The organism is Rhizobium bangladeshense, from assembly GCF_017357245.1.
Lineage (GTDB): Bacteria > Pseudomonadota > Alphaproteobacteria > Rhizobiales > Rhizobiaceae > Rhizobium > Rhizobium bangladeshense.
The window spans coordinates 641160-666737 of the sequence record NZ_CP071612.1 but is presented as its reverse complement, the minus strand read 5'-3'; the positions used below and the strand labels follow the sequence as shown (position 1 = coordinate 666737).

Below are 25578 nucleotides of genomic sequence, written 5' to 3'. Positions count from 1 at the left end.
GGGGACGGAGAGGTTAGACCATGATGGACTTTGACGATTTCGGCGGCGCGCTAGCCGGGAAACCGTTGACCCAGGCTGAAAAAGCGGCGGCGGTCCTTCTCGCCATGGGAAAGGGTGTCGCCGGCCGGCTGTTGAAATATTTCACTCAGGCCGAACTGCAGACCATTATCTCATCTGCCCAGTCGCTGCGCGCCATTCCGCCGGACGAGCTCCTGTCGCTCGTCTCCGAGTTCGAGGACCTCTTTACCGAGGGCGCCGGACTGATGGACAACGCCAAGGCGATCGAGGCCATTTTGGAAGAAGGCCTGACCCCCGACGAGGTTGACAGCCTGCTCGGCCGTCGCACGGCCTTCCAGGCTTACGAGACCTCGATCTGGGATCGGCTCAGCGAAGCCGAGCCGGCATTCGTCGCGCAGTTCCTGCTGCGCGAACATCCGCAGACTGTCGCCTATATCCTTTCAATGATGCCCTCCTCCTTCGGCGCCAAGGTGCTGCTGCAGCTTCCCGACAATCGTCGCGCCGACATCATGAACCGAACGGTCAACATGAAGGCTGTCAGCCCGAAGGCTGCGCAGATCATCGAGAACCAGGTGATGACGCTGCTTGCCGAGGTCGAGGCAGAGCGCAATGCGGCCGGCTCGACGAAGGTCGCCGATCTCATGAACGAGCTCGACAAACCGCAGGTCGACACGCTGCTGACCTCGCTCGAATCGATCAGCCGCGAGTCGGTCAACAAGGTTCGGCCGAAGATCTTCCTCTTCGAGGACCTCATGTTCATGCCGCAGCGCAGCCGCGTCCTGCTGCTCAACGACATTTCAAGCGACGTGCTGACCGTCGCGCTGCGCGGCTCGCCGGCCGAGATCCGCGAAGCGGTTCTCTCCGCCATCAGTCCACGTCAGCGCCGCATGATCGAATCGGATCTGCAGAGCGGCATGGGCGGCGTCAATCCACGCGAAATCGCCATCGCCCGGCGCGCCGTGGCGCAGGAAGCGATTCGCCTGGCCAATTCCGGCCAGATCGAACTCAAGGAAAAGGAAGGCGAAGCTTCGGCTGCCGCCTGACCCTCCGAGACTGTTGACAAATCCAAGCGGCAAACAGGCCGCTGTTGATCGTCGCGCCACGGGCGACTACCCTTTCTTCGATAGGCCGCGCTCTATGGCGCGTCGCAGAACACTCGGTTTCTGCGGCGCGCCTCAGGTTTTTGTTTTGACGCATCTCGTCATCCCAAAATCGCTGCCCAGCTTGGGGTGGCATGCATTCGCTGCGGCCTGTTTCTTCAACGGAGGGCCGCGACTTGGCAGACGATGACAAGGACAGCAAAACAGAAGCCCCGACCGCGAAAAAGCAAAGCGACGCCGCGGAAAAAGGCAATGTGCCGTTTTCGCGCGAGCTTTCGATCTTCGCGACCATTCTCGCCACCTTTATCTATCTGGTGTTCTTCCTTCCCGATAGCGTCGGCCGCATGAGTGAAACGCTGCGCGACATTTTCGAGCAGCCCGACCAATGGAGAATCGAGACGGGACCGGATATTCTGGCGCTCTTCGTCAAGCTCGGCTGGGCCTGTGCGGCGCTGCTGGCGCCCGCCTTCATCCTGTTAATGGTCTTCGGCATCGCCTCCTCGATCTTCCAGAACCTGCCGACGCCTGTGCTTGAACGCATCAGGCCGCAGGCCTCGCGCGTCTCTCTGATCAAGGGCTGGTCACGGCTCTTCAGCTTGCCCGGTCTCATCGAGTTCGGAAAGTCGCTGTTCAAGGTCGTGGTCGTGGGGGTGATTCTATTCTTCGTGCTCCGGAGCGAATATCTCGGCTCGATCGACGCGATGTTCTCCGATCCGCAGACGATCCTCATGCGAATGGTGGCAGCGATGCGCAAGATCATCATCGTCATGCTGATCGCCACCGCAATCGTTGCGATCGCCGATCTTTTCTGGACACGCCATCACTGGTTCACCGAGCTCAAGATGACGCGCCACGAGGTGAAGGAAGAAAACAAGCAGGCGCAGGGCGACCCATTCGTCAAAAGCCGGCAGCGCTCGCTGATGCGCGACCGCGCGCGCCGGCGCATGATCGCCAACGTACACCGCGCCACGCTTGTCATCGCCAACCCGACGCACTACGCCGTGGCGCTGCGCTATGCGCGTGAAGAGAACGACGCGCCGGTGGTTCTGGCAAAGGGCCAGGACCTCATCGCGCTCAAAATCAGGGAGATTGCCGAGCAGAACGGCATCCCGGTGTTCGAGGATCCGCCGCTTGCGCGCTCCATGTTTGCGCAAGTCTCGGTCGATAGTGTCATACCGTCAGTCTTCTATAAGGCCGTTGCGGAGCTCATACACAGGGTCTACGCCGCAGAAGCCAAGAACAAACGGGTAAGATAAGCCGAATGAAAAAATGCCCTCACTCTGCCCAGCGTGAAAAGATCCTCGCAGACGCGATCAGCCCGGTCGCCACCGAACTGCGCCTTCTGGATGCCTCTGACCTCATTTCACTGCTGCGCTTCGAGTATTACGGCAGTCTGGCCGATCTCGTCGCTTCGGCGGCGGAGCTTTTCTTTCATCCGGGCACGGTCAATTTCGGCCTGGGCGGAAACTATACGCTGGAGTGGGGCGGCAAGCCCGAAGTCGTTCTCGACCTTGAAATCAAGCCGCAGGGCGTCACCGTCTACGCCCAGCTTACCCTTGCCGAAAATCATGCCGGCATCGAAATCAACCACATCGCCTTCCAGAAGCCCTCGGACGACCCCGACGAGAATACCGCATTCCTGGAAAAGAGCCTTCGACAAGCCCGCTACAGCGTTAAGCCGCCACGCGCGCTAGCCAGCTGATTTGCCCTCAGCAAAGCCAGGCTTTTACTCTGTCTTTCTGAAGGGCGGCAGGCGCCGGTTCAGCTGATATAGCCGAGCCGGATTGCCTTCGCGATTGCCTGGATGCGGTTGACGGAATCGAGCTTGATGGTCGCCGAACCGAGATAGGCATTGACGGTGTGCACGGACAAGCCGAGTTTTTCGGCTATCTCTTCGCTGATACGGCCATCGCCGGCAAGCTGGAGGCAGGCGATTTCGCGTTCGCTCAGCGCTTCGGCGGCGGTCGAGCGGCGTTCGTCGAGAGAGAGCAGATCCATCATGACGTGGCAGCAGCGACCATGCAGCTCGACGATGGTGTCGCTTGAAGGATCGATATCATCGCCAGTGAAAAGGATGAAGCCATTGCCGACGGCGCCGAGCCGCACCGGAAATGCAAGGCCGGAGAAAGGCAGGATGCCATCCTTCAGGCGCGTCATGAAGGGCGAAAAATCGGACGGACCGGGGGCCGCCCGGTCGTGAGCGCCGGCCCATGAAAGCGGCAGCAGCGACTTTTCGATATGGTCGAGAAGGATGTCTCCGTAGGCATCGGTGAACGCCTTGCCGAAGCCGGCATTGGAGGGGCCCCAGTTCTCGAGCTCGCAGACAAGCCGCTGTTTTGCGGGAAGCCCTGAGCCAGTGAGGCGGTAGATCGCGAAGCCCTGAGCATCAGCGAGCTTCTGCATCGCGATCAGCCGCGGGAAAAGATCGGAACGGCTGGAAATCCTGTTCACCCGCACCATGCGCAGCGGATCGGCACCGTTCATCGCCCTGCTTGATGGTTGCCCCATGGATCCCCCTATACGAGATTGTTGCGGACCGCGAAGGCAATAGCCTCCGACCTGGTCTTGGTCGCGGTCTTGCGCATCACGCTGGTGATGTAGTTGTTGATGGTGTTGCGGGAAATTCCGAGAATCATCGCGATCTCGTCGCTGGTCTTGCCCTCGGCAATCCAGAACAGGCATTCCAGCTCGCGGTCGGTCAGTTCGAAATCTCGGTCGACCCTTGCGCCCCCGCAGCGAAGGAAGCTCGCGACATAACCGGCAAGCAGCCCTACATCCCGCAGGCGCTCCGGCGACAGGATGAAGCCTTCGCCGAACAGGAACATCAGAGCGAGCCGCGAGCGGCCGACATTGAAGGTCAATGAACAGTATTGGCGGCTGGCGCCCTCCGGCACTTCGGCGCCTTCGGGCAGAAGCGCAAAGTTCGGCTGGAAGACCTGCATGCATCTTTCCAGCTCGGTCGAACGGGCATAGCCGCTGACGAGATCATTGGCGACCTCCTTGACCAGATCGAAGGGCCAATCCGAGGAAACGATGAAATCGAGGCCGCTTTCCTGGATGAGATCGCAACGCGCCAGAAGATAGTGCGAGGCACCGACATATTCCGTCAGTGCACGCAGTCCGGACTGCAGCCGGCCAGTGCTGGCGACGCCGTGCAGGCGCTGTATCAGCTCGTCGCGCGGCAACAGAGCCGGCGCCACTGCGCCTGCGAAATTCATCATCTGCCTCTCGCCTTTGCTCGCCAGAACTATGTTCATATCCATTGGCAACGTCCTGCGGCTGAGAAGCGATCACACCCTGTGCAACTGCTATTTATCTGCAAAGGATTCAATTCAAGTCCCGCTCGAATCCCATTTCGAATCACCCAAGGGTAATCCAGCCGATATAAAGTACCATCTCCGACTTCTGGGGATTTACTTTCGCCGACGTCCATGCCCTGATTCGAATGCCGATTTTGCCCCTCAACCTATTGGGAGGCTAAGGTGATTCTGGCTGTGCCGCAATGTGATTCGCGTATTACGCGAGTGAAGCTCAACAGATTTATTAGCCTCTGGTAAAGCGCGTCGCGGCCTTTCAGATCCAGCGGGCGTTTTGCCGGAAGCTGGCACTGTTCCGTTACCCGATGAAGTCTAGTGCCGACGTGAAAAGGGCCGGTTTCCCGGCCCTCTCTTATGCTGCGTCGTCGATCGCCCATTTCCTGAGAATTTTGGCGGCGCGCTCCTCGTTAATCTCCACCATGCGGGCAAGCTTGCGTTCCGGACCTTCCTTGACACGGCGGTTGAAGTTGCCGTCGTCGTCGCCGAGGCTGAGCAGATCCTCGGTGCTGTCGAAGCCGAAGTCGGATCCGAAGCCATCCATGAGGGCGCCTCCAGTGGCGCCGGGCGCCGGGGCGAAGTCCGGAAGTTCGAGGCCTGCCGCTTCGGGCGTGGCATCGCCGAGAACCGCGCCATTGCCGCTGACGCTGCGTACCAGCGGCCGCAGACCCATCCAGACCACCACGAAGGCGACTGCGACGAAGGCGAGCGAGTTGATGATGCCGGCGAGGTTGCGGCTCAGCATGTCCATGACGCGGATGCCGCCGGTGGCTTCTTCGAGCAGCTGATTCTCAAGGAAGTCCATGGCAGTGACGGTGACGACGTCGCCGCGCTTGGCGTCGATGCCGGCCGCCGAGGCGACGATCTTCTGCATTTCGGCGAGATAGGCGTCGATCTTGGCCTGGTCGGCGGGCTCGCCGACCATCTTGGCGATTCGGCCCTTGTTGACCACGACGGCGATCGAAAGCTTCTCGACCTCATAGCTGTTGCGGGTCGTCGCCGTCGTCTTGCTGTTGATTTCGTAGTTGGTCTGCTCTTCGCGCTTGTCGGACTTGTCCTGCGATTCCGGGCCGCCGGAGCCGCCGGCATCCGGAGCCGCCTGGGGAATGTTCTGTTCGACAGTCGTCGCATTGTCGGACTGCCTCTGTTGCGACTGCTGGGCTTCCTTGGTCGAGCGGACCGAACGTTCGACTTTGGATTCAGGATCGTAGACCGTCTCCTGGATCTGCTGGGCATCGGTGTTGAGGTCGGCGGTGACGCTGGAGCGGAAATTGTCCATGCCAAGGAAGGGCGCTAAGGCCTTGTCGATGTTGGATTCGACTTCCTGCTGAACGTTCTGGACAATGTTGAGCGAGCGGTTCAGCGAGCTGTTGCTCGTCTCGTCGCCCGATGCGAGCAGCTGGCCGGCGGAATCAAGAATCGTGACGTCATCGACGTCGAGCCCCGGCACGGCCGAGGCGACGAGGTGGCGGATCGAGGTCGCGGCGCCTCGCCCCGTGGCGGCGCTTGCGCGAATCATAACGGAGGCGGTTGGCTTCTGCTCCGCCTTTCGGAAGTTTCCGACCTCGGGCATGACAATATGGACGCGCGCGGCTGTTATGCCCGAGATCGACTGGATAGTGCGGGCAATTTCCCCTTCAAGCGCACGAACCCGCGTCACTTCCTGCATGAAGGAGGTCAGGCCGAGCGAGCCGACATTGTCGAAGAGTTCGTAACCGGCATTGGCGCTGTTCGGCAGGCCGCGCTCGGCAAGCATCAGGCGGGCTTTGCCCGTCATGCCCGCCGGAACGGTGATGCTGGAACCGTCCGTGCCGACCTGGAAATCGATGTTCGCTTCGGCAAGGGCCATGCTGATCTGGTTGAGATCGGGAGCCTCGAGGCCGACGTAGAGCGTTTCTTGTGCGGGTTTGTTGACGAAAAGGGCAGCCGCAAGGATGATCGCGATGGAAACGGCGCCAACACCCCCCAGAATCATCAGGCGTGTCCGGCCCAGGGCACCTAAGTTCTTAAAGATCTGAACTAATTGATTTAACAGATTCATTCTGTTCTCGCACGATCCGTCAAAGACAAAGCAGGCTTATTGCCTCATCTGACGAATAATCGGCGAAACTTGTGCGAGCGTTTCGTGAGGAGCGCGCCGGAGCGAAAGGCTGAAGCATGTCGCGCAGTGATTTTTGCGAGAACGACATGGTTCAAACGAGGAATTCAGGCGCTAGAAGCGAGGCTGAAGAGATCGCGCGCTTCAGAAGAAGTCGAAGTCTCCCGCCGCCTTGCTCAGCGGCTGGGAATGGCCATGGCGGGTGGCGCCGCCCAGCGCCTTCTGCATCTCAGCCAGCTTGACAAGACTGAGCGCGGTCGCGACGTCGACCGTCCAGCCGAGCGGAATTTCGCCGGTGATGGTATCGATGAATTCGGCAAGGCCGCGCGACTTCTGCACTGCCAGATCGATGCCCTGCATGACCTTCATGGCGTCAGGCGAATTGAGGATTTCGGCGCCACCGAGTTCGAGGAGCTGCGGTTCGATGCGCTCGATCAGATAGGCCACGTCGTGCAATTCCGAAACGATGCGCATCAGAATGTCGCTCAGCGCTTCGACAGGCGCGGGCGGCTCCATCACCGGAGTAAATGTCATATCAAAATCCTCGCCATCAAAAAAATTCGATACTGGTTTCGGCGGGCTTCTGCGGAGCGGCGGGACGCTGCTCGAGAGCGACCGTTCTCTGCGTTTCGGCGCCGGTCAACGGATATTGCCGGGCACGGCCGGAGACCGGCCAATATTCGAGCTTGCGCCCGTGCTCCCCACCGGTGGAGGAGCCGACAACAGGTATGCCTTCATCCCTCAGGAACTGCATGGCGAAGGCCGCGTTCTGCTCACCGACATTGGAGAAAGTCGAGATCGTCTTCGCGCCGCCGAAGATCTTTGCCTCCAGCCGGTCGCGCCGGGCGCCCTGCTTCAGGAGACCGTTGATCAGCAATTCCATCAGATGCACGCCGTAGCGCGTGGCATCGCCGCCTGATGTCGGCGAATTCGCCGAACCGGGCAGCAGAAAGTGGTTCATGCCGCCGACACCGGCGACGGGATCTCTGAGGCACGCAGCCACGCACGAGCCGAGAATGGTCGAGAGCACCGCATTCGGATCGCTCAGAACCTTGTACTCGCCTTGAATGATGTGCACGCGGCGGGCTGCACCCTCAGTGATCATTTCAGAGCTCCAAACACGGCTTCGATGGCCGCTTTCATCTTCTCGATCGTGAACGGCTTGGCGAGCACGTTGTTGGCGCCGAGCTGGGCTGCCTTCTGCACCAGTGCACGATCGCCCTGGGCGGTGAGGATGATGAAAGCCGCCTTCTTGGTGTTCGGGTTGGTGCGCACAGCCTGAAGGAAGCCGATGCCGTCCATCTTCGGCATGTTGAAGTCCGAGATCACGAGGTGGTGCGGCTGTTCGGTCATGATCTTCATGCCCTGCTCGCCGTCGCCTGCGGATGTGATCTGCTTGAAACCGAGCTGGGTCAGCGCATCGCTGAGCAGCAAACGGCTCGTTACCTGATCATCGACGATCAGAACTTTGATTTTCTCCGCGATCGACATTTATTCGGTCCCTTCCTTTCGGGCGGCTGTCAATTTCAAGATTTCTTCACCGATGGCAGTCAGTGGCAGCTGCTGCTCGACGGCGCCAAGTTCGTGAGCAACCCTTGGCATTCCGTAAACGACGCAGGTTTTTTCGTTCTGGCCGAGCGTTCTGGCGCCCGCGTGACGCATTTTCAACAATCCGGCCGCGCCGTCGCGGCCCATTCCAGTCAGAATCACGCCGACGGCGTTGCGGCCTGCAAGTTCCGCGACCGAATCAAAGAGCACGTCCACCGAGGGGCGGTGACCGTTGACGGGCGCCCGGTCGACGAGACGGCAGCACGGCGCCGAGCCGCCGCCGACCTGCAGGTGACGTTCGCCGCCCGGCGCCAGATAGATCTTGCCGATTTCGAGGCGGGCGCCGTCGGTCGCTTCCTGCACCACCGGCGCGCAGAGACGATTGAGCCGCTCGGCGAAACTCTTGGTGAAGGTCGGCGGCATATGCTGGGTGATGACTGTCGGCGGGCAATTTGCCGGGAATTTCTGCAGCACGGCGATCAGCGCCTCGACGCCGCCTGTGGACGAACCGATCGCGACGATCTTCCGGCCGACGCGGAAATCGGCGACGGAGGGCGGAGGCGCGACGGCAGCCGCCGGCTGGGAGAACTGGCGCTGCGTGCGCGCCGCCGCCTTGACCTTCTCGGCGAGATCACCGAACGGCCTGGGTTCACCGGGGCCAGGCTTGCCGACGCAGTCGAAAGCTCCGATCTCAAGTGCCGCAAGCGTCGCTTCGGCGCCGCGATGCGTCATCGTGGATACCATGATGACCGGCATCGGCCGCAGCGTCATGATCTTTTCCAGGAAATCGAGGCCGTTCATGTTCGGCATCTCGATGTCGAGCGTCAAGACGTCCGGATTCAGCCGCTTGATCGCCTCGCGCGCTTCCAGTGCGTCGCCGGCCTGGCCGATGACGTTGACCTCCGGGTCGGAGCTCAACACGGCGGTAATCAGCCCCCGCATGGTCGGCGAGTCGTCAACAACGAGAACTCGTGCCGGAGCGCTCATGCCTTCCTCCCGAGACCTTTGGTCGTGTAGCGATAGGTCGTGATGCCGATATTGTCGAAGACGTGCTTCGCCTCGCCGGAGACGCGCTCGGAATGGCCGATATAGAGATGGCCGCCTTCCGGCAGCAGGCCGGCGAAACGCTGCCAGATCTTCATCTGCGTCGGCTCGTCGAAATAGATGACGACGTTGCGGCAGAAGATGACGTCGAACTTGCCCTTGAAGGGCCATTGCGCCATCAGGTTCAGCTCGTTGTAGGTGATCAGCCGCTTGACGCGGTCGTCGACCTGGAACTTGCGGCGGCCCTGCACCTCGACTTCGCTGAACCATTGCTTGCGCATGGCGGGCGAGACGGTTTCGAGCGCGCTCTCGTCATAAGCGCCGGCCCGGGCGATGGCGAGGATTTTCGGGTCGATGTCGGTCGCCAGGATCTTAAAGTCGTAATCGGCGACATTCGGCATCAGCGACAGCACGGTCAGCGCGATCGAATAGGGTTCCTGCCCATCGGAGGAAGCGGCCGACCAGATGCGGACCCTGCCGCCCGACCTTGCCCGCTGCAGAAGCTCCGGCAGGACATGGTCGCGCAGATGCTCGAAATGATGGTTTTCCCGGAAAAAGCGGGTGAAATTGGTCGTCAGATGCGAGAGCATTTCGCGGCGCGCCGCGGCGCCGGCCGGCGAAGCAACGAGTTCACAATATTCCCGGAAACCCGACAAACCAAGATTTCGGATATGCTTGGACAGACGCGAATAGACAAGCGAGGCCTTCGTCTCGTTGAGGAAGATGCCGGCATCCGAGTAGATCATAGCGGCAATCTCCGTGAGGTCGCGGCGCGTCAGCGGATATTCTCCGCTTGCCAGCACCTCATCGGCTCCCTGCCTCTGATCTTTTGCACCCATTGCATTCATGCGGCTTCGCTTTCGGTCTCGGGAAAGAGGGCTTCAAGTTCGATCAGGCAGATCATGCGCCGGTCGATGGCGAGAATGCCTCGGGCAAATTGGCGCTCGAGGTCGGAGGAGATTTCCGGCGTCGGCTGGATGATCTCATCGGTCACCGTCAGAATGTCGGAGACGGCGTCGACCAGGAGGCCGACAACTTTGCGGCGGACCTGGGCGACGATGATGACATGACGGGCTGTGGGATCGGCCGGCTTCATGCCGAGCCGGGCGGCGAGATCAATGATCGGCAGTACCGCGCCGCGCAGGTTGATGACCCCCAGCATATAGGCAGGTGAGTGCGGCATCGTGGTCGCCGGGGTCCAACCCCGGATTTCACGAACCGACATGATGTTCACGCAAAATTCCTGATCTCCAATGCGGAACGCGATCAGCTCGCGGTCCCCTTGGTTCAGACTTTTTACAGCGTACGACATTCCCTTACCCTACCGCTGCCAACGACATTTCCGCTTTGAGCGACTGACCGCGCGAGGCGCCGACCACCGCATCGACATCGAGGATGAGAGCCACGCGCCCGTCGCCGAGAATGGTTGCGGCGGCAATGCCGGGCACATGGGTGTAGTTGGCTTCCAGGCTCTTGATCACCACCTGGCGCTGACCCTGGATGGCATCGACCATCAGCGCGCGCTGGCCGCCGCCTTCGGATTCCACCAGGAGCGCCACGCCCTCGACGGGGTTGGCCTGAGTTGCACGGAAGTTCAGGATGCGGCCGACATCGACCAGCGGGCAGAAACTGTTGCGGATCGAGATCAGGCGGTGGTTGGCGCCGAAGGAGTGGATCGCGGAAGCTTCCGGCTGGAGGGTTTCGACGATCGCAGTCAGTGGCACGACCAGCGTCTGACCGGCGACGGTGACCACCATGCCGTCGAGAACAGCGAGCGTCAGCGGCAAGCTCATGGTAAAGACCGAGCCGTGGCCCGGCTTGGACGTGATGTTGATGCGGCCGCCGAGCGCCTGGATCGAGCGCTTGACGACATCCATGCCGACGCCGCGGCCCGATATGTCGGAAATCTTGTCCGCCGTCGAGAAGCCTGGAAGGAAGATCAGGTTATCGATTTCCTCGTCAGACAGGTTCGCGTCGGCCGGGATGAGGTCGTTGTCGATGGCTTTCTGGCGGACCTTCTCGCGGTTGATACCGGCGCCGTCGTCGGCAAGCTCGATCAGGATGCGTCCCGAGCGGTGCTTGGCGGTGAGGCGAACCGTGCCTTCGGTGTTCTTGCCGGCGGCTGCGCGTTTTTCGGGGGTTTCGATGCCGTGGTCCACGGCATTGCGGATCATGTGGGTCAGCGGCTCGGCCAGCTTGTCGATGACAGTCTTGTCGACTTCGGTATTTTCACCTTCAGTGATGAGGCGGATCGACTTGCCGGTCATATCGGCGATTTCGCGGACGATACGCGACATGCGCTGGAAGACCGGCTTTACCGGTTGCGCGCGGATCGCCATGACCGAGTCCTGGATTTCGCGGGTGAGCTGCTGCAGCTCCTCGAGGCCCATATTGATCGAGGAGGTGCCCGTTGTGTCGTTCTCGATGACGCTCTGCGACAGCATCGCCTGGTTGATGACCAGCTCGCCGACGAGATTGATGAGGCGGTCGACGCGATCGAGATCGACGCGGATCGTCTGGCCGGCGCCGGCCGCATTGTTCTGGGCGGCGGCGTTTGCGGCGGCCGCAGCGGCGGCTGCCGATTCCTTCTTCTCGACTCGGGCGGCGGCTGCCGCCATCTGCGTGACATTGGAAGCAGTCTCGGCGGCGGCAACGGCAGCAGCGGTATCTTCGGACCGCGCACCGGCGGGCCCCTCTTCCGACGAGCCGGTCTCATCGAGGATCGACAGGTCGAAGGGAACCGGTACCATCGGCAGTTCCTCGTTGCTCGACGCGTCGCCACTTGCCTCCTCGACCGACTTCACCGACAGCTCGCAATCCCATTCGGCGAATTCGAAGACGGCGCGGATGGCATCCTCGCCCTTGTCCGTCTTGAGCGTGACGTTCCAGAAGAAATAGGCAGCCTCCGGATCGAGCTCCTCTAGGCCCGGCAGCTCATCCATATTGCAATAGATCGTCATTTCGCCGAGGCGCGAGAGGTCGCGCAGCAGCAGGGTCGCGTCATTACCCTTGGAATAGAGTTCGTGGCGCGGCTTGAAGGTGATCTCGTAGGCCGGCAGCTCGCCCCCCTCGTCGCCGAAATCATCGAAGGAAAAGGGAATCGGCTGAAAGCCGCTGTCATCTGTCGGCTTGGGGGCTGGCGCCGGAGCGGCCGGGGCAGCCTTGGCAGCCGCCTTCGGCGCCGGAGCATCGGCAGTTGCCGAAGGAGACGGCAATTCGCCGTTGGCCAAAGCCTCGAGCTCCTTGACAAGGCCGCGGCTGCGGCTTTCATCGACGCTGCCGCCGTCGCGCGCAGCATTGGTCAGGTCGGCGAGCACGTCGGCCGACTTCAGCATCACCTTCAGGACGTCCTGGGTCGGCTCGAGCTTGTTGGAACGAACGCAATCGAGAGTGGTCTCGAAAACATGGGCGAAGGCGACCAGATCGTCGAGGCCGAAGGCGCCGGCGCCGCCCTTGATCGAATGCACGGCACGGAACACCGCATTGACGGTTTCCGGATCGCGATCGCCATCATTCATTTTCAGAAGACCGGATTCCAGTTCGGCGAGCTGTTCCTCGCACTCCTGGAAAAAGATCTCTTTGATTTCGTTCATATCCATAGGAGCAAATCCTGGGTTAAGCGGTTACACGCTCAATGGCATCGATCAGCTTGGCCGGGTCGAAGGGCTTGACGATCCAGCCCGTGGCACCAGCCTGGCGGGCGCGGTTCTTTTTTTCCGCGTCGCTTTCAGTGGTCAGGACCAGGATCGGGATCGCCCGGTATTTCTCGTTGCGGCGGACACCTTCGATGAAGCCGAAACCATCGAGACGCGGCATGTTGATATCGGTCACGATGACGTCAGGATTGGATTCTTCGAGAACCTCGAGGCCCTCGACGCCGTCTTCCGCCTGGATCGTCTCGAAGCCGGCATTGTTCAGCGTCACGAGCAGCATGTTTCGGATGGTGCGGGAATCATCCACGGTAAGCACTTTTTTCTTCATTGCCGAATCTCCTTGGCAAGCAGGTGGTCTATATCGACGCCAACCAGCTGCATGGTTTTCTGAAATGCATCGGACACCTTTGAGAAGGTGAACGGCTGCTTGTCCTGCTCCCAGGTCTTCTCGGCGGACATCAGAACCTGGGCACAAAGAGCGCCGATCCGTTCGACGTCGGAGGCGTCGATCGAAAGACCGCTGCCCCGCATGGAGAGGAGTTTGTCGCGCAAGGCGGAAGCCTCGTTGAGGTCGAGCACCGCTGTCAAATTCAGCGTCTTGCCACTCTTCTTTGCTACCATCAGCTTTTCCTTGTCCCCTTCTCCCCGGCCCCGAAAGACGAGCTGGGGCGATCATCCGATAGGTTAGTAAACATTCCGCCCACCTCCGGTGCCCGCGACGGGGCGAGGAAGGTCAAAATCGTCATTTTCATATTCGTCCGTTGCCAGTACAGGCCGGGCGATCTCGACCGCGCGCGGCGGCGTCACGCGAGCCGGCGCTGGAGGCGCTGGATAAGCCTTTTCGCGGGCAATGCGGAATTCGCGGATCGTCTGGCCGAGCTCGACGATGACCGTGTGAAGATGATCGGCGCCTTCGGCGGAACGCTCCGCAAAACCGGCGCTGCTTGCCACCTCCGCACCAAGGCCCTTGACGTCTGATGTCACGCCGTCGAGGCTTGCGGCATGTTCGCCGGTCCTCGTGGCGATACCCGCAATAGCGGCGTTGATGTCGGTGACCTGGCGTACGATGTTGCCGATCGAATCCTGTGTGCGGCCGACCATCTGCACGCCGGCATCGACCTGCGCCTTGGTCGTCGTAACCAGCGTCTTGATCTCACGGGCGGCTTCGGCCGAGCGTTGGGCAAGGGCGCGGACTTCCTGGGCGACGACGGCAAAACCGCGGCCGGAATCGCCGGCGCGAGCCGCCTCGATGCCGGCATTCAGCGCCAGAAGATTGGTCTGAAAGGCGATCTCGTCGATCGCGCCGATGATCTGGCCGATCTTTTCGGCCGATTGCTCTATATCGGCCATGGCGCTGATCGCGCGTCCGACGACCTCACCGCTTTCCTCGACCGCAACACGCGTCGAGGCGACCGCCTGTTCGGCAGCGCGGCTGTCGGCGGCGCCGTCGCGCACGCTTCCGGCGATGCCGGCAAGGGCCGCGGCGGAAAGCTGCAGCCGGTCGGCCTGGCCGGATGCCGTGCCGGCGAACTGCCGCGACAGGCCGGCAAGCGACGTGGTCGCCGCCTCGGCCTTGGCTGTGCGTTCGGTAATGGCGGCGAATTCGGCCTGTAGTCCATCCAGGGCACCGTTCAGGGCGACGGCAATCCCGGCATAGCCGCCGTCGGCGTCGACAGGCGCGCGCCGCGTCAGGTCGCGGGCCGACAGGCCTTCGATGACATCGCCGAAGATCCGGGCGATCTCCGCTTCACTTTCGGCGCGCTGATCGGCGAGCGCGCGGCTCTGGGCAGCCCGTAGCGCATTGAAGCGGAGCGAAACGGCAATTTCCACGTCGACCATGACAATGCGGACGATCGCCGTCATCAGATCGGAAATTTCGCGCGTGCGGCGCTTGCCCGAGGGCAGCAAAGGGCGGCCGGCGATCTCTTCGGCGAGGCCGGAAAGGACATGTTCCAGCATGACACCGTGGCCGGCTACGTGCCAGCGCGGGTCGAGGCCCATCTTGCTTTCGGTATCGGAGAGAACCTTGACGCGTTCGGCATAGAGGCTGTCGAAGCGCGCATCCGTCAGCACGTCCCAATGCGAGGACTGCAGATCATGCAGACGATCGATCTGTCTGTCGCTCTCGAAATTGCGCGCAGCGTCGGGATAAGACTGGAACCTGTGGAAGAGATCGCGCAGCCCGGCTTTCAGATGCGCTTCGAGGGCCGGACGGTTACGGCGCACCAGTTCGCACTGATCGGTATCGAGACCGGCAAAACGCAAGCGGTCGCGCAAGCTGCCTGCCTGCGCTCCACGAGCCTGATCTGATGGCATATCCTGCCTCAACGCCTGTCCCCGACCCACTTTCCAGGCGAATGCCCGGCAAAAAGCTTTGCAGCATTCGATGAACGCAAACGCGGAGCCGGTCTTCACCACCGGCGATGACCGGCAGGTAAAAGCCCCTGATCAGCTATGTTTCGAAGCTGTATGAAGAGATGGATACCGGATCGACCCGGTACGGCGGTACGGCGTCATGCCTGGTGGGAACGAGCACATCTTCCCATTCCGACGTGTAGTCCAATGTTTATGGTTAATTCCTTGCCCGAAAGTTAATAAGCCTTTCGCGACGCGGGCTTTTGCAGCGATTCGAGGCAGTTCCCAGGAAATACTTCCGCGGAGTTGCACGGCTGCTACAAGGCACACGCAAGCTCCGTGTTATATCCCGGCCGATAACCGGACATGACGTCGCAAGGACAGAGCAATGATTGTTCTCGGATTGGGTTCCTGCTTGATCGCAATGGGCGTACTTGTCGCCATCGCCCGCCTCGATTTTCTCGCCGCACATCGTGACAACAACGTGCTTCGGGTGTTCTAACACCGTTCTTGGCTGAAAGCCGGCCGATCCCATTCCCCGTTGGCAGTCCGGCGCCTTTGGTGTAATCGCACTCGCGCCTTTCATGTCAGCGGAACACTCGGTTCATGTCCCCCAGATCTGGTCTCCTCATCGTTCTCGGCTTCACGCTCTGGCGCGTCGTCACTCTGCATTTCGATGCGACGGATCTGTTTGTTGACGAGGCGCAATACTGGTTCTGGTCGCAAAATCTCGATCTCGGCTACTATTCCAAGCCGCCGATGATCGCTTGGGTGATCCGGGCGATGACCGAACTCTCCGGCTCCAACACCATTTATTTCATCAGGCTCGCGGGGCCGCTGATCCATATGGCCGCAGCATTGGTGCTGATGAAGGTGGCGAAGCGCTTCGTCGGGCCGGAGATCGAGGGCTGGACGGGCGCCACCTACATCACGCTGCCCGGCGTGGCGCTTTCCTCGGTGTTCTTCTCGACCGACGTCATACTGCTGTTCTTCATCGCGATCGCCTTGCTTGCCTATTTCGGTCTGACGCAGCGGCGCTCAATCGGACTGGCGCTCGTCATGGGCCTCGGGGTCGGCCTCGCCTTCCTGACGAAATATGCCGTGTTGTTCGTCGTACCGGGCGGCGCGATCGCTCTCCTCCTCATTCCTTCGGCGCGCATCTCCATTCGGGACTTCATCGTCGCGGTCGCGGTCGCGGCGGTCGTCGCCCTGCCGAACCTCTGGTGGAACCTGCAGCACGACAATACGACGGTACGCCATACGCAGGACATCGCTCATTGGAGCGACCTCGGCATCAATCTCCGCCGCGGACTGGAGTTCTTCGCCGCCCAATTCGGCGTCGTCGGCCCGATCGTATTTTTCGCCATGCTCTGGGCGGTCTATCGCATGACCAAGCGCAGGAGCGACAATCGGGAGAAGATGCTGATCTGGCTGTCCATGCCGGTGGTGGTGCTGATCACCCTGCAGGCAACGGTCGCCAAGGCCTACGCCAACTGGGCCGTCACCGCCTATGTCGCGGGAACCGTGCTTGCCGTGTGGCTGCTATACCGGCTGTGGCCTAGGGGGCTCAGGCTGTCGCTTACCATCAACGGCATCGCAAGCCTGCTCTTTCCGCTGGCGACGATCTTTCCGCAGCAATTGCTGCTGCCGAACGGCGACGAATTGATGAAGCGCTATCTCGGCCGTGCCGAGGTCAGCCGCGAAGCGGGAGCGCTTGCAGATCAGGCCGGCACCGACATCATTGTCACCGACAACCGCGATATGGTCGCAGACCTCTTCTATACGCTGCGCGATTCATCCTACAGGATCTACGCGCGGGCGCCCGCGGGCCTTCCGGAGAGTTATTACGAGCAGGAATTCGCCTTGCCCGCCGACATTGCCGGAAAGGTGCTTTTCCTGACGGATGGCCCACTTACCTGCGCCAACGAAACGCCCGAAGTGCTGAGGGACTGGCGGCCCACGAAGGGCTATTACAAGGGCAAGACGCTCTACATCTACAAAGTCTCTGCTGCCTGCCTGACTCCCTGAGACGGCTCAGCTTGGCCGTTCGGGCAGGCAGAGGCCGGTGCCCGCGCCTTCTATGTCCACGAACCTGACGCCGCCTTGCTCGAAGGCGAGGCGCAGTTGCGCCTCCGTCGCACGATGGATGCCGTGATGGCGTCCCTCGTAGTCGCGGATGGTGCTGCGTGAGACCGACGCCTTCTCGGCGAGATCGGTCTGGGTCCAGTCGAGCAGACCGCGTGCGGCCCGGCAGAGAGCGGGGGTGAGAATTGTCTCCCTGGCGCCTTGACCCATGTTCCAACTTACCCATATTGGTTGAGATAGATCATATATGTCATAATGTGAACGGGATTTCCAGACGGGAGACAACAATGCCGCACGATACGCCCTTGATTTCGACAATCGTTGGCGGTCTCGTGCTGGCTTTCATCTTCGGCGCGCTTGCTCATCGGCTGCGCATGCCGCCGCTTGTCGGCTATCTGATCGCCGGCGTGCTGGTGGGGCCGCACACGCCGGGTTATGTGGCGGATCAGAGCCTTGCGCCGGAGCTTGCCGAAATCGGCGTCATCCTGCTGATGTTCGGCGTCGGGCTGCATTTTTCTCTGAAAGATCTGCTTTCGGTGCGCGGCATCGCGCTGCCTGGCGCGGTCGTGCAGATTGCCTTCGCGACACTGCTCGGCTGGGGGCTCGGCGCCTTTATGGGCTGGCCGACAGGCGGCAGCCTGGTCTTCGGCCTGGCGCTTTCGGTCGCTTCTACCGTCGTGCTGCTGAAGGCGTTGCAGGAGCGCCGGCTAGTGGAGACGGAGCGCGGCAGGATCGCCGTCGGCTGGCTGATCGTCGAAGATCTCGCCATGGTGCTGGCGCTGGTGCTGATACCGGCGGCGGCCAGCATCGGCGGCAGCCATGGTCCCGTCGAGCCGCTTTCGGCGGGCCTGAACAGTCTGCTCGGCCTCGATCTCGGCATCGGCGGCATGATCGCCATGACGCTGGTCAAGGTAGCGCTTTTCGTGGCGCTGATGCTCGTCTTCGGCCGCAAGCTCATTCCCTGGACGATGCATCGCATCGCTCATGCCGGCTCGCGCGAGCTCTTCCGGTTGGGCGTGCTCGCCATCGCACTCGGCGTCGCCTTCGGCGCAGCGAAGCTGTTCGGCGTGTCGCTGGCGCTCGGCGCCTTCTTTGCCGGCATGGTGCTTGCCGAAAGCGAGCTCAGCCACCGTGCCGCCCAGGAAAGCCTACCGCTGCGCGACGCGTTTGCCGTGCTCTTTTTCGTGTCGGTCGGCATGCTGTTCGATCCGAACATCCTGATCGACAGGCCGCTGCCAATCCTTGCCACCGTGTTCATCATCGTCATCGGTAAGTCCGTCGCCGCCTTTCTGATCGTGCTCGCGTTCAGGAAACCCCCCGGCACGGCGCTGATAATTTCGGCGAGCCTCGGTCAGATCGGCGAGTTTTCCTTCATCCTCGCCGCTCTAGGCGTCGAACTCGGGCTGTTGCCGGAGGAGGGTCGTGACCTGATCCTTGCAGGCGCTATCATCTCGATCATCCTCAATCCGCTGCTGTTCTTCCTCTGCGACCTTATGCGACCGCTTCTCGAAGGTGCAAGGCGCGAGGAAACCGTGGCCGACCCCGCTTCCGCCGCCGATGCGGGTGCCGTTCAGGAACAGAAGCCACCCGAGGACGACGACGTGCGCCCGAGCGCGCTTACCGGCCACGCAATCCTCATCGGTTACGGCCGGGTCGGTAGGATCGTCGGACAGAATCTCAAATCGTCGGGCACGCCCTTCCTCGTCATCGAGGACTCCGACAAGCGCATCGGCGAATTGAAAGCGCATGGGATCGAAGCCTTCATGGGCAATGCAGTGGCGCGGGAGACGCTCGATCTCGCCAGTCTTTCGACTGCACGCAGCCTTGCCATCGCCATCCCGAACGCCTTCGAGGCCTGCCGCATCGCCGAACAGGCACGCAGCGTCAATCCCTCGATCCTCATCGTCGCCCGCGCCCATTCCGACGCCGAGGTCGATGAGCTGAAGCAATACGGCGCCGACACCGTCATCATGGGCGAACGCGAAATCGCGCTTGGCATGGTTGACCGGCTGGCTCAAGTGCATCATGAGAGTGTTTCCTATGAAGACAGGCGGGAGCCTGATACAATTATCCCGACGGGCACTGCTCCGCCGGAACGAGAATGAGAGATTGGCGCGCTTTTGAGCCGATACAGGAGTGACATCGCCGGGACGGAGGAGATGGAGCTGGATCAGCACCGTCTGACGAGCAGTATCGCCGCTTCCCTTCTCTTCGCCATCCTTGCCTATATGGGTCTGCTTTTCGGCGGCAATCTCATCGTCTCGCCGGCCACTGCCGTCAATACGCTTTCCTCTTCCGGCCGCGATCCGCAGCCGCAGCAGCTGAGCGCGCGCGATGCCGTGCGCGGTGTGCTCGCCGCCGAACGCAAGCTTGCGCCGAAGCAGACCGCCTACGACGCCGGAACGCCTACCCTTGCCGCCGCCCCTGCCATCGATTTTGCCGTCTGGTGCATCGGCGCTCCTCTCACGGCATTCGAACCTCCGCTTCATCGAGCGGTATCCAGGGCACATCAAGCGCGCGCACCGCCGATCGTCGCCTGAGGCCTGCGCCGAGCGGCGCTTCCGATATTGACACGACATGCCGCCAGCGCCCGGGCGCCGGCCCTGGATTATCTAAGGAATACAACATGCGCAATTCACCATGGCTGGTGTTCACCTATACGGTGATCATCGTGATCGGCCTATTGATCGCCCTGCCGAACGTCCTGCCGCAGTCCGTCCTCCAGCGCATCCCCGCATGGCTGCCGCATGAGCAGGTGTCACTCGGCCTCGACCTTCGCGGGGGTTCACACCTCGTTCTGGAAGTCGACGAGGCGGACCTGACCAAGGAGCGGCTGCAATCGCTGCTTCAGGACGCCCGCCGCGTCCTGCGCGAAAAGGGCATCCAGCCGAAAGCCGTCGTGCGCAGTCAGAACCAGATCGTCGTGACGCTCGCCGATGCCGCGCAGAGCGATGCGGCCGTCACCGAACTCAGGACGCTCGCCAACCCGATCAGCACCGGCCTCAGCGCCGGCCAGGCGGATCTCAATGTCACAGCGAACGGAGCGACCATCACCGTCGGCTTCTCGCCGGCCGGCATCTCCGCCAATGTCGACAACGCCGTCCAGCAGAGCCTTGAAGTCATCCGCCAGCGCGTCGACCAGGTCGGCGTCTCCGAGCCGACCATTCAGCGCATCGGTGCCAATCGCGTGCTCGTGCAACTGCCCGGCGCGCAGGATCCGACGCGGCTGCGCCAACTTCTCGGCTCCACGGCGAAGATGTCGTTCCACATGCTGTCGCCGAACAACCAGCCCGGCCCCGGCGTCACCATGCTGAAGGACGATGAAGGCAACTCCTATCCGGTTCTCGACCGTGTCGAAATATCAGGCGACCGCCTTTCGGATGCCCGCGTCAGCTTCGACCCCAACACGCGCGAACCGATCGTCAGCTTCCGCTTTGACAGCGCTGGCTCCACCCGCTTTGCCGAGATCACCCGTCAGAACGTCGGTAGCCCCTTTGCCATCGTCCTCGACAACAAGGTGCTGAGCGCGCCCGTCATCCGCGAGCCGATCACCGGCGGTTCCGGCCAGATTTCCGGCAACTTCTCGGCCGACAGCGCCACGACGCTTGCCGCCATGCTGCGCGCCGGCGCCCTGCCCGCCAAGCTGACTGTTATCGAGGAGCGCACGGTCGGCGCCGATCTCGGCGCTGATGCCATCAAGATGGGTCTCTACTCCGGCATCGTCGGCTTCGCCCTTGTCGCAGCCTTCATCTTCGTGCTCTACGGCAGCTGGGGCATCCTGGCGAATGTGGCGCTGCTGATCCACACGATCCTGACCCTCTCGGCCCTGACGCTGGTCGGCGCAACACTGACGCTGCCCGGCATTGCCGGTGTCGTTCTCGGCATCGGCCTCGCGGTCGACGCGAACGTTCTCATCAATGAGCGTATCCGTGAAGAGACCCGCAAGGGCAGAGGCGCCTTTGCCGCCATCGATACGGGCTTCAACCGTGCCTATTCGACCATTATCGACGGCAATATGACGGCCCTGATCGCGGCAAGCATCCTGTTCTTTTTCGGTTCCGGGCCGGTTCGCGGCTTTGCGGTGACCATGGCGCTCGGCCTCATCATCTCGATGTTCACCTCGGTCGCCTTCGTTCGCGTCGCCATGATCGAGATTACCCGCCGCCGCAAGTTCAAGGTGCTGAACATCCGGCCGTTGATCCCCTTCAGCCCTTACGACAAGCATATCCAGTTCATGAAGGCGCGCTTCTTCGGCGTCACCGTTTCGGCGCTGCTTTCGATCGCCTCCGTCGCGCTCTTCATCTATCCCGGCCTCAACTACGGCGTCGACTTCCGCGGCGGCATCCAGATGTCGGTCAAGACCCAAGGGACCGCCGATCTCGCGAAATTCCGCGAAGGTCTGGACAGTCTCGGCCTCGGCGAAATCACGCTGCAATCCTTTGGCGGCAACAACAGCATTCTCGTTCGCGCGCAGCGCCAGGAGGGCGGCGAAGAGGCGCAGACCGCGGCAGTCACCAAGCTGAAGGCGGAAGTCGCCAAGATCGATCCGACCGCCACCGTCGAAGGCACCGACGTCATTGGCCCGAAAGTCAGCGGCGAGCTTGCCTCGGCCGGCATTCTGTCGGTGGTGATCGCGAGCTTGGCGATGCTCCTATATATCTGGGCGCGTTTCGAATGGCCGTTTGCCGTCGGCGCCATCGTTACGCTGGTGCTCGACGTCACCAAGGCGATCGGCTTCTTCGCAATCACCGGCCTCGACTTCAACCTCACGGCCATCGCCGCCATCCTGACGCTCGTCGGTTACTCCGTGAACGACAAGGTCGTGGTGTATGACCGCATGCGCGAAAACATGCGGCTCTACAAGTCGATGCCGCTGCGCGAGATCATCGACAAGTCGATCAACGAGACCCTGGCGCGAAGCCTTTACACCAATGCGACGGCCTTCCTCGCCCTGGTGCCGATGGCGATTTGGGGCGGCAGTGCAGTCTCGAGCTTTGCAATCCCGATGGTCTTCGGCATTCTGGTGGCCGGCGCCTCGTCGATCTTCATCGCCGCACCTATCCTGCTCTTCCTCGGCGACTGGCGCCGCCGCCACGCCAAGGCGGTACCGGCAACCGATGCGGCTGCCGAAATCATCCCGCCGGAAGAGGGCCGCTCGCGCAAGTCAGCGACCTGAAAAACGGGTTGTTAACGCATCCTTGAAGAGGGCGCCGGTTGCAGAGCCGGCGCCCTCTTTTTATTGTTGCCTATTGCCAGGATGAAATTATGCAGCAATTCAAGATATTACAGCGTCCGTCGCGCGGCTGAAAGCCGCCGCGAGGCCGCAGCAGAGATCGGGGAAACCGCGAGATGTCACCCAACCCGACGAAACCGCTTGAAACCAATATTGCCGGCGACAACGAGGAGCGCATCAAGCGCTTTCTCGCAACCGCCTCGCACGACCTGCAATCGCCGCTCCGCCATATCGCCATGTATGCCGAGCTGCTGCTCGACGATCTCGAGGAGACGCTTGAGGACGAACAGCTTCAGAGCCTCAGGATGATCATCGAAAAGGCGCAAGCCGCGCAGCGACTCACCAAGGCACTGATGAGCCTTGCCGGTGGAGCGCCGCAGGTGACGCCTGAATTGGTCGACCTGACGGCCCTGGCCGAAAAAATCTGGAGCGAGCTCATCGAGGAGACGGGGGCTCGGGACGCGACACTCGCAAGCCAGAGACTTCCCTCGATCCGTACCGACCCCACGCTGTTCGGTCTGGTGCTGCGGCAGCTCATTTCCAACGCCCTCACCTATCGGAGCTCGTCGCCGCCGCATGTGGCCATGACGGCGGAGCGAGAGGGGGCGAGCTGGTTGATCCGGATTTCCGATAACGGCATGGGCATCGATCCCGCTTATCGAGAGCGGATCTTTGACCCGTTCTGGAAATTGCCGAACGCGGGGGCAGCCTCCGGCGCCGGCCTTGGACTGACGACGGCACAGGAGCTTCTGAAGGCGCTTGGCGGGGATATAAGTCTCGAACATTCTGACGAAAGCGGCAGCCGCTTCATCATCCGCCTTCCCGCCGGCTGAAAGCGCGTTGGCATTTTCAGATTTGCTGGACGTGCTTTAAGTCCCAGTCTTTGCGTATGTTTTTACCGCAGAACCGACGTGCAATTTTGCGCGGTTTAAATGCTGTAATCGTCCTTCCAGAAATCCGGAACATCGTAGTTCACATATTCGCGGATGATGTGCTGCAGCGTCTGAACGTCGATCTCGTCCTTGCCGATGCGGAAATCGACGCCGTAATCCGGGAATTCCTGAAAATAGCCGCCCGATATGTCGGTGGAGACGACGCCGATGGGGCCGGTATAGCCGATGCCGCGCAGTTCCGGCACCGTCTCTCGGAAGTCGGCATTTGGCAGAAGGCGATTGTCGAGCAGGATGAGATCGAAGCGCGCCGCGCGGATCTTTTCCAGTGCGTCACCGAGCGACGGCGAATATTCGACATCGACCGCCGGCTCGGAGAGATCGGCGATCTTCTTCTTGAGCGCGCGGAATTCGATGAACTCGTCGTCGACGAAAAGAACCTTTACGGCATTCTGTCGGACCGTTTTGGTTATCATTTCATCTTCCTCAGTCCCGAAGCCAATTTTCACGAAACCAACCCATTCCTCAAGGCGATTGCCACCATGTGGACGCGGTTCACGGCGTCGAGCTTACGCGCGGCCGCAGTGATATGCGAATTGACCGTATGTTCGGACAAACCCAGAATGATGGCGATTTCGGCCGAAGTCTTGCCTTCGCTGGTCCATTTGACGATTTCTGATTCGCGCTGGGTCAACCGTCCGGACATTTCCTGCGCCAGGATTTCCTCGTAGAGCTTGTCAAAAATGCGCATGGCATCAAGAAGTATGTCGGCGATCTCGCCCTGATCCGGCTCCTCACGCTCGCCGCTGAGCACGAGGCAATATCGCCGCCCTTCCGGCGTGAACAGCGGAATGAAGAGGAAGACGCCGCTGCGGAACTCGTTGAAAAGCAGATCGGAGGGATAGGCTTCCGGCTGCACGCTCCTGCCGTGGACAGGCGTTGCCAGAAACTGTGCGCTTTTTGCCCGGACGGTCCCAAGCGCCTCCTTGAGCGTCGCAATGAAAAGGCCGACACGCCGCTCGGCGACATTGGTGATGACGATATCGCGTTCACCGAACGGAGCCGAAGCCTCGGAAATGCGGGCAAGAGCGAAATTGTCGAAGCGGTAATGCTGCGCCGCCGCTTTCAGCAGACGGAAAAAATCGGTGCGGTTGATCGCCCGGCTAAGCTCCGGCCCGGCATGAAAAGGAGTTGCCGCGGCATTGCTCATTCCCACTCTTCCTCTCCTCCCGCCATGCCCGCGATCCCGAAATCTTGGGATATACGTCTTAAACGCGAACAGCTACAAAAATTGCGAGACGGTTGATGAGAGATATCGAAACGGGGACTTTCGGTATGTAAGGCGGATATCATCAAATGTCTCAACTACAGGTGATGCACGGGCAGATATACTGAGGGGCAGTAGTTCTTACCTGGGTGTCGTAAATCTTCCCGCATTCAACATCCATGAATGCGAGAAGGCAGTGCCAGACGTAAGCGCGAGAGAGCCGATAGGCCTATCAGCTAAGGGGTTGGCTGAAGTTCGTGGCGGCGAACGCGGGCCATTCGGTTCTCTCAGCGCTTATCTTTACGTTCCGTCCTCTACGTTTCGGTTGCATCTTGGGATGCACACTCGGCCTTGTCAATCGCGGCTTGTCATATCGCCCGAACGACCGCCAGGAAACGCGCCATTCTGCCTTCGCAGTTTCCTACACTTCCAGATTGAGAACGATCGCTGCGAGGTCAAGCGGCTTCTCGAGGTAAAAATCGGCGCCGGCTTCGAACGCGCGCGTGCGGTCCTCATCCGCATCCGATCCGCTGCAGATGGCGAGACGCATGGTTCTGAAACGATCGTCCGCGCGCAGGCTGCTTACCAGGCCGATGCCGCTGTCGAGGGGCATGTAGAGATCGGCGACCAGCAGCTCCGGCGGGGCCCAGCCTTCCGCGACTCGCTGCTTCAGCGCCTCCAGTGCCGTCTCGGCGGTCGAAAAACAGAATAGATCGACGTCAATCTGCTGCTTCTTGCGGATATAGTCGAGATAGAAGAGATCATCCCTGCTGTCGTCGACGTAAACTATCGTAGGCATCCGGCACCGTGATCTGGGGTATTGTTCGAATGAACCTCTCTGTCCTTGGACTTCACGATATCGCGATTTCACGAAAATTCGATCCATCCGCTCGAAAAATCATTTCGGAAAAAGCGCGGAGGCGGCGCCGGCTGCCTATTGAGTATTCCTTGATTTCGGAAAAAATGGCCGCGC

At 61.2% G+C, this 25578-nt stretch carries 25 protein-coding genes; 8 read left to right on the top strand and 17 right to left on the bottom strand.

The window, feature by feature from the left end; all coding sequences use genetic code 11:
• Window positions 1-20 precede the first annotated feature (20 nt).
• From fliG to J2J98_RS03225, 3 genes are all read left to right on the top strand, one after another.
• Window positions 21-1061, top strand: coding sequence for a flagellar motor switch protein FliG (gene fliG / locus J2J98_RS03235; protein WP_064709857.1), 1041 nt, complete (start codon window positions 21-23; stop codon window positions 1059-1061).
• Window positions 1062-1294: 233 nt separating this feature from the next.
• Window positions 1295-2374 carry a flagellar biosynthesis protein FlhB gene (gene flhB, locus J2J98_RS03230; protein ID WP_207602328.1) on the top strand — a complete coding sequence of 360 codons (1080 nt, stop codon included), beginning with the start codon at window positions 1295-1297 and terminating at the stop codon, window positions 2372-2374.
• A gap of 5 nt (window positions 2375-2379) precedes the next feature.
• Entirely contained in the window at window positions 2380-2820 is a 441-nt protein-coding gene (locus tag J2J98_RS03225) for a hypothetical protein (protein WP_064710776.1), read from the top strand.
• Window positions 2821-2879: 59 nt separating this feature from the next.
• On the opposite strand, the gene visR is transcribed toward J2J98_RS03225, so the two are convergent.
• The 13 genes from visR to J2J98_RS03160 form a co-directional block, all read right to left on the bottom strand.
• Window positions 2880-3626, bottom strand: coding sequence for a transcriptional regulator VisR (gene visR, locus J2J98_RS03220; protein ID WP_064709854.1), 747 nt, complete (start codon window positions 3624-3626; stop codon window positions 2880-2882).
• An 8-nt stretch (window positions 3627-3634) separates the two neighbouring features.
• Window positions 3635-4381 carry a transcriptional regulator VisN gene (visN, locus tag J2J98_RS03215; protein WP_064710775.1) on the bottom strand — a complete coding sequence of 249 codons (747 nt, stop codon included), beginning with the start codon at window positions 4379-4381 and terminating at the stop codon, window positions 3635-3637.
• 406 nt (window positions 4382-4787) lie between these two features.
• A complete protein-coding gene (gene fliF, locus J2J98_RS03210; RefSeq protein WP_207602327.1) occupies window positions 4788-6473 on the bottom strand; it encodes a flagellar basal-body MS-ring/collar protein FliF in 1686 nt (561 codons plus the stop codon).
• A 201-nt stretch (window positions 6474-6674) separates the two neighbouring features.
• The gene (gene cheT / locus J2J98_RS03205) at window positions 6675-7064 is read right to left on the bottom strand and encodes a chemotaxis protein CheT (RefSeq protein ID WP_064709851.1); all 390 of its coding nucleotides are present in this window, start codon (window positions 7062-7064) and stop codon (window positions 6675-6677) included.
• A gap of 16 nt (window positions 7065-7080) precedes the next feature.
• The gene (gene cheD, locus J2J98_RS03200; protein WP_064709850.1) at window positions 7081-7635 is read right to left on the bottom strand and encodes a chemoreceptor glutamine deamidase CheD; all 555 of its coding nucleotides are present in this window, start codon (window positions 7633-7635) and stop codon (window positions 7081-7083) included.
• Window positions 7632-8021, bottom strand: coding sequence for a response regulator (locus J2J98_RS03195; RefSeq protein WP_004672258.1), 390 nt, complete (start codon window positions 8019-8021; stop codon window positions 7632-7634). The genes cheD and J2J98_RS03195 overlap by 4 nt, the downstream gene beginning before the upstream one ends.
• On the bottom strand, window positions 8022-9065 hold the full coding sequence (cheB, locus tag J2J98_RS03190) for a protein-glutamate O-methylesterase CheB (RefSeq protein ID WP_064709849.1): 1044 nt from the start codon (window positions 9063-9065) through the stop codon (window positions 8022-8024).
• A complete protein-coding gene (cheR, locus tag J2J98_RS03185; RefSeq protein ID WP_138395514.1) occupies window positions 9062-9970 on the bottom strand; it encodes a protein-glutamate O-methyltransferase CheR in 909 nt (302 codons plus the stop codon). The genes cheB and cheR overlap by 4 nt, the downstream gene beginning before the upstream one ends.
• Window positions 9967-10434 carry a chemotaxis protein CheW gene (locus tag J2J98_RS03180; RefSeq protein ID WP_138395513.1) on the bottom strand — a complete coding sequence of 156 codons (468 nt, stop codon included), beginning with the start codon at window positions 10432-10434 and terminating at the stop codon, window positions 9967-9969. The genes cheR and J2J98_RS03180 overlap by 4 nt, the downstream gene beginning before the upstream one ends.
• Window positions 10435-10438: 4 nt before the next feature.
• The gene (locus J2J98_RS03175; RefSeq protein ID WP_138395512.1) at window positions 10439-12721 is read right to left on the bottom strand and encodes a chemotaxis protein CheA; all 2283 of its coding nucleotides are present in this window, start codon (window positions 12719-12721) and stop codon (window positions 10439-10441) included.
• A gap of 16 nt (window positions 12722-12737) precedes the next feature.
• Window positions 12738-13103 (bottom strand): chemotaxis response regulator CheY1, encoded by a 366-nt coding sequence (gene cheY1 / locus J2J98_RS03170; protein ID WP_003570362.1) that lies wholly within the window; start codon window positions 13101-13103, stop codon window positions 12738-12740.
• The gene (locus J2J98_RS03165) at window positions 13100-13396 is read right to left on the bottom strand and encodes an STAS domain-containing protein (protein ID WP_207602326.1); all 297 of its coding nucleotides are present in this window, start codon (window positions 13394-13396) and stop codon (window positions 13100-13102) included. The genes cheY1 and J2J98_RS03165 overlap by 4 nt, the downstream gene beginning before the upstream one ends.
• A gap of 63 nt (window positions 13397-13459) precedes the next feature.
• Window positions 13460-15091, bottom strand: coding sequence for a globin-coupled sensor protein (locus tag J2J98_RS03160; RefSeq protein WP_207602325.1), 1632 nt, complete (start codon window positions 15089-15091; stop codon window positions 13460-13462).
• Between the two features lie 645 nt (window positions 15092-15736).
• Between J2J98_RS03160 and J2J98_RS03155 the strand changes: the two genes are divergently transcribed.
• Window positions 15737-17158 carry an ArnT family glycosyltransferase gene (locus J2J98_RS03155; protein WP_207602324.1) on the top strand — a complete coding sequence of 474 codons (1422 nt, stop codon included), beginning with the start codon at window positions 15737-15739 and terminating at the stop codon, window positions 17156-17158.
• A gap of 6 nt (window positions 17159-17164) precedes the next feature.
• Here the strand turns inward: J2J98_RS03155 and J2J98_RS03150 are convergent, their stop codons facing one another.
• Window positions 17165-17425 (bottom strand): helix-turn-helix transcriptional regulator, encoded by a 261-nt coding sequence (locus tag J2J98_RS03150; RefSeq protein ID WP_207602323.1) that lies wholly within the window; start codon window positions 17423-17425, stop codon window positions 17165-17167.
• Window positions 17426-17502: 77 nt separating this feature from the next.
• Here J2J98_RS03150 and ybaL point away from each other — a divergent pair, with 77 nt between their 5' ends.
• The 4 genes from ybaL (at window position 17503) to J2J98_RS03130 (ending at window position 23281) form a co-directional block, all read left to right on the top strand.
• Window positions 17503-19320 (top strand): YbaL family putative K(+) efflux transporter, encoded by a 1818-nt coding sequence (gene ybaL, locus J2J98_RS03145; protein ID WP_207602322.1) that lies wholly within the window; start codon window positions 17503-17505, stop codon window positions 19318-19320.
• A 54-nt stretch (window positions 19321-19374) separates the two neighbouring features.
• Window positions 19375-19755 carry a hypothetical protein gene (locus J2J98_RS03140; RefSeq protein WP_207602321.1) on the top strand — a complete coding sequence of 127 codons (381 nt, stop codon included), beginning with the start codon at window positions 19375-19377 and terminating at the stop codon, window positions 19753-19755.
• 86 nt (window positions 19756-19841) lie between these two features.
• A complete protein-coding gene (gene secD / locus J2J98_RS03135) occupies window positions 19842-22391 on the top strand; it encodes a protein translocase subunit SecD (RefSeq protein ID WP_138395508.1) in 2550 nt (849 codons plus the stop codon).
• A 173-nt stretch (window positions 22392-22564) separates the two neighbouring features.
• The gene (locus J2J98_RS03130; protein ID WP_207602320.1) at window positions 22565-23281 is read left to right on the top strand and encodes a sensor histidine kinase; all 717 of its coding nucleotides are present in this window, start codon (window positions 22565-22567) and stop codon (window positions 23279-23281) included.
• A gap of 95 nt (window positions 23282-23376) precedes the next feature.
• On the opposite strand, the gene J2J98_RS03125 is transcribed toward J2J98_RS03130, so the two are convergent.
• From J2J98_RS03125 to J2J98_RS03115, 3 genes are all read right to left on the bottom strand, one after another.
• Window positions 23377-23814: a response regulator gene (locus J2J98_RS03125; RefSeq protein ID WP_064709838.1), complete on the bottom strand. Its 438-nt coding sequence runs from the start codon at window positions 23812-23814 to the stop codon at window positions 23377-23379.
• Window positions 23815-23843: 29 nt separating this feature from the next.
• The gene (locus J2J98_RS03120; RefSeq protein WP_207602319.1) at window positions 23844-24548 is read right to left on the bottom strand and encodes a helix-turn-helix transcriptional regulator; all 705 of its coding nucleotides are present in this window, start codon (window positions 24546-24548) and stop codon (window positions 23844-23846) included.
• A 478-nt stretch (window positions 24549-25026) separates the two neighbouring features.
• A complete protein-coding gene (locus tag J2J98_RS03115) occupies window positions 25027-25404 on the bottom strand; it encodes a response regulator (RefSeq protein ID WP_064710768.1) in 378 nt (125 codons plus the stop codon).
• Window positions 25405-25578: the final 174 nt, after the last annotated feature.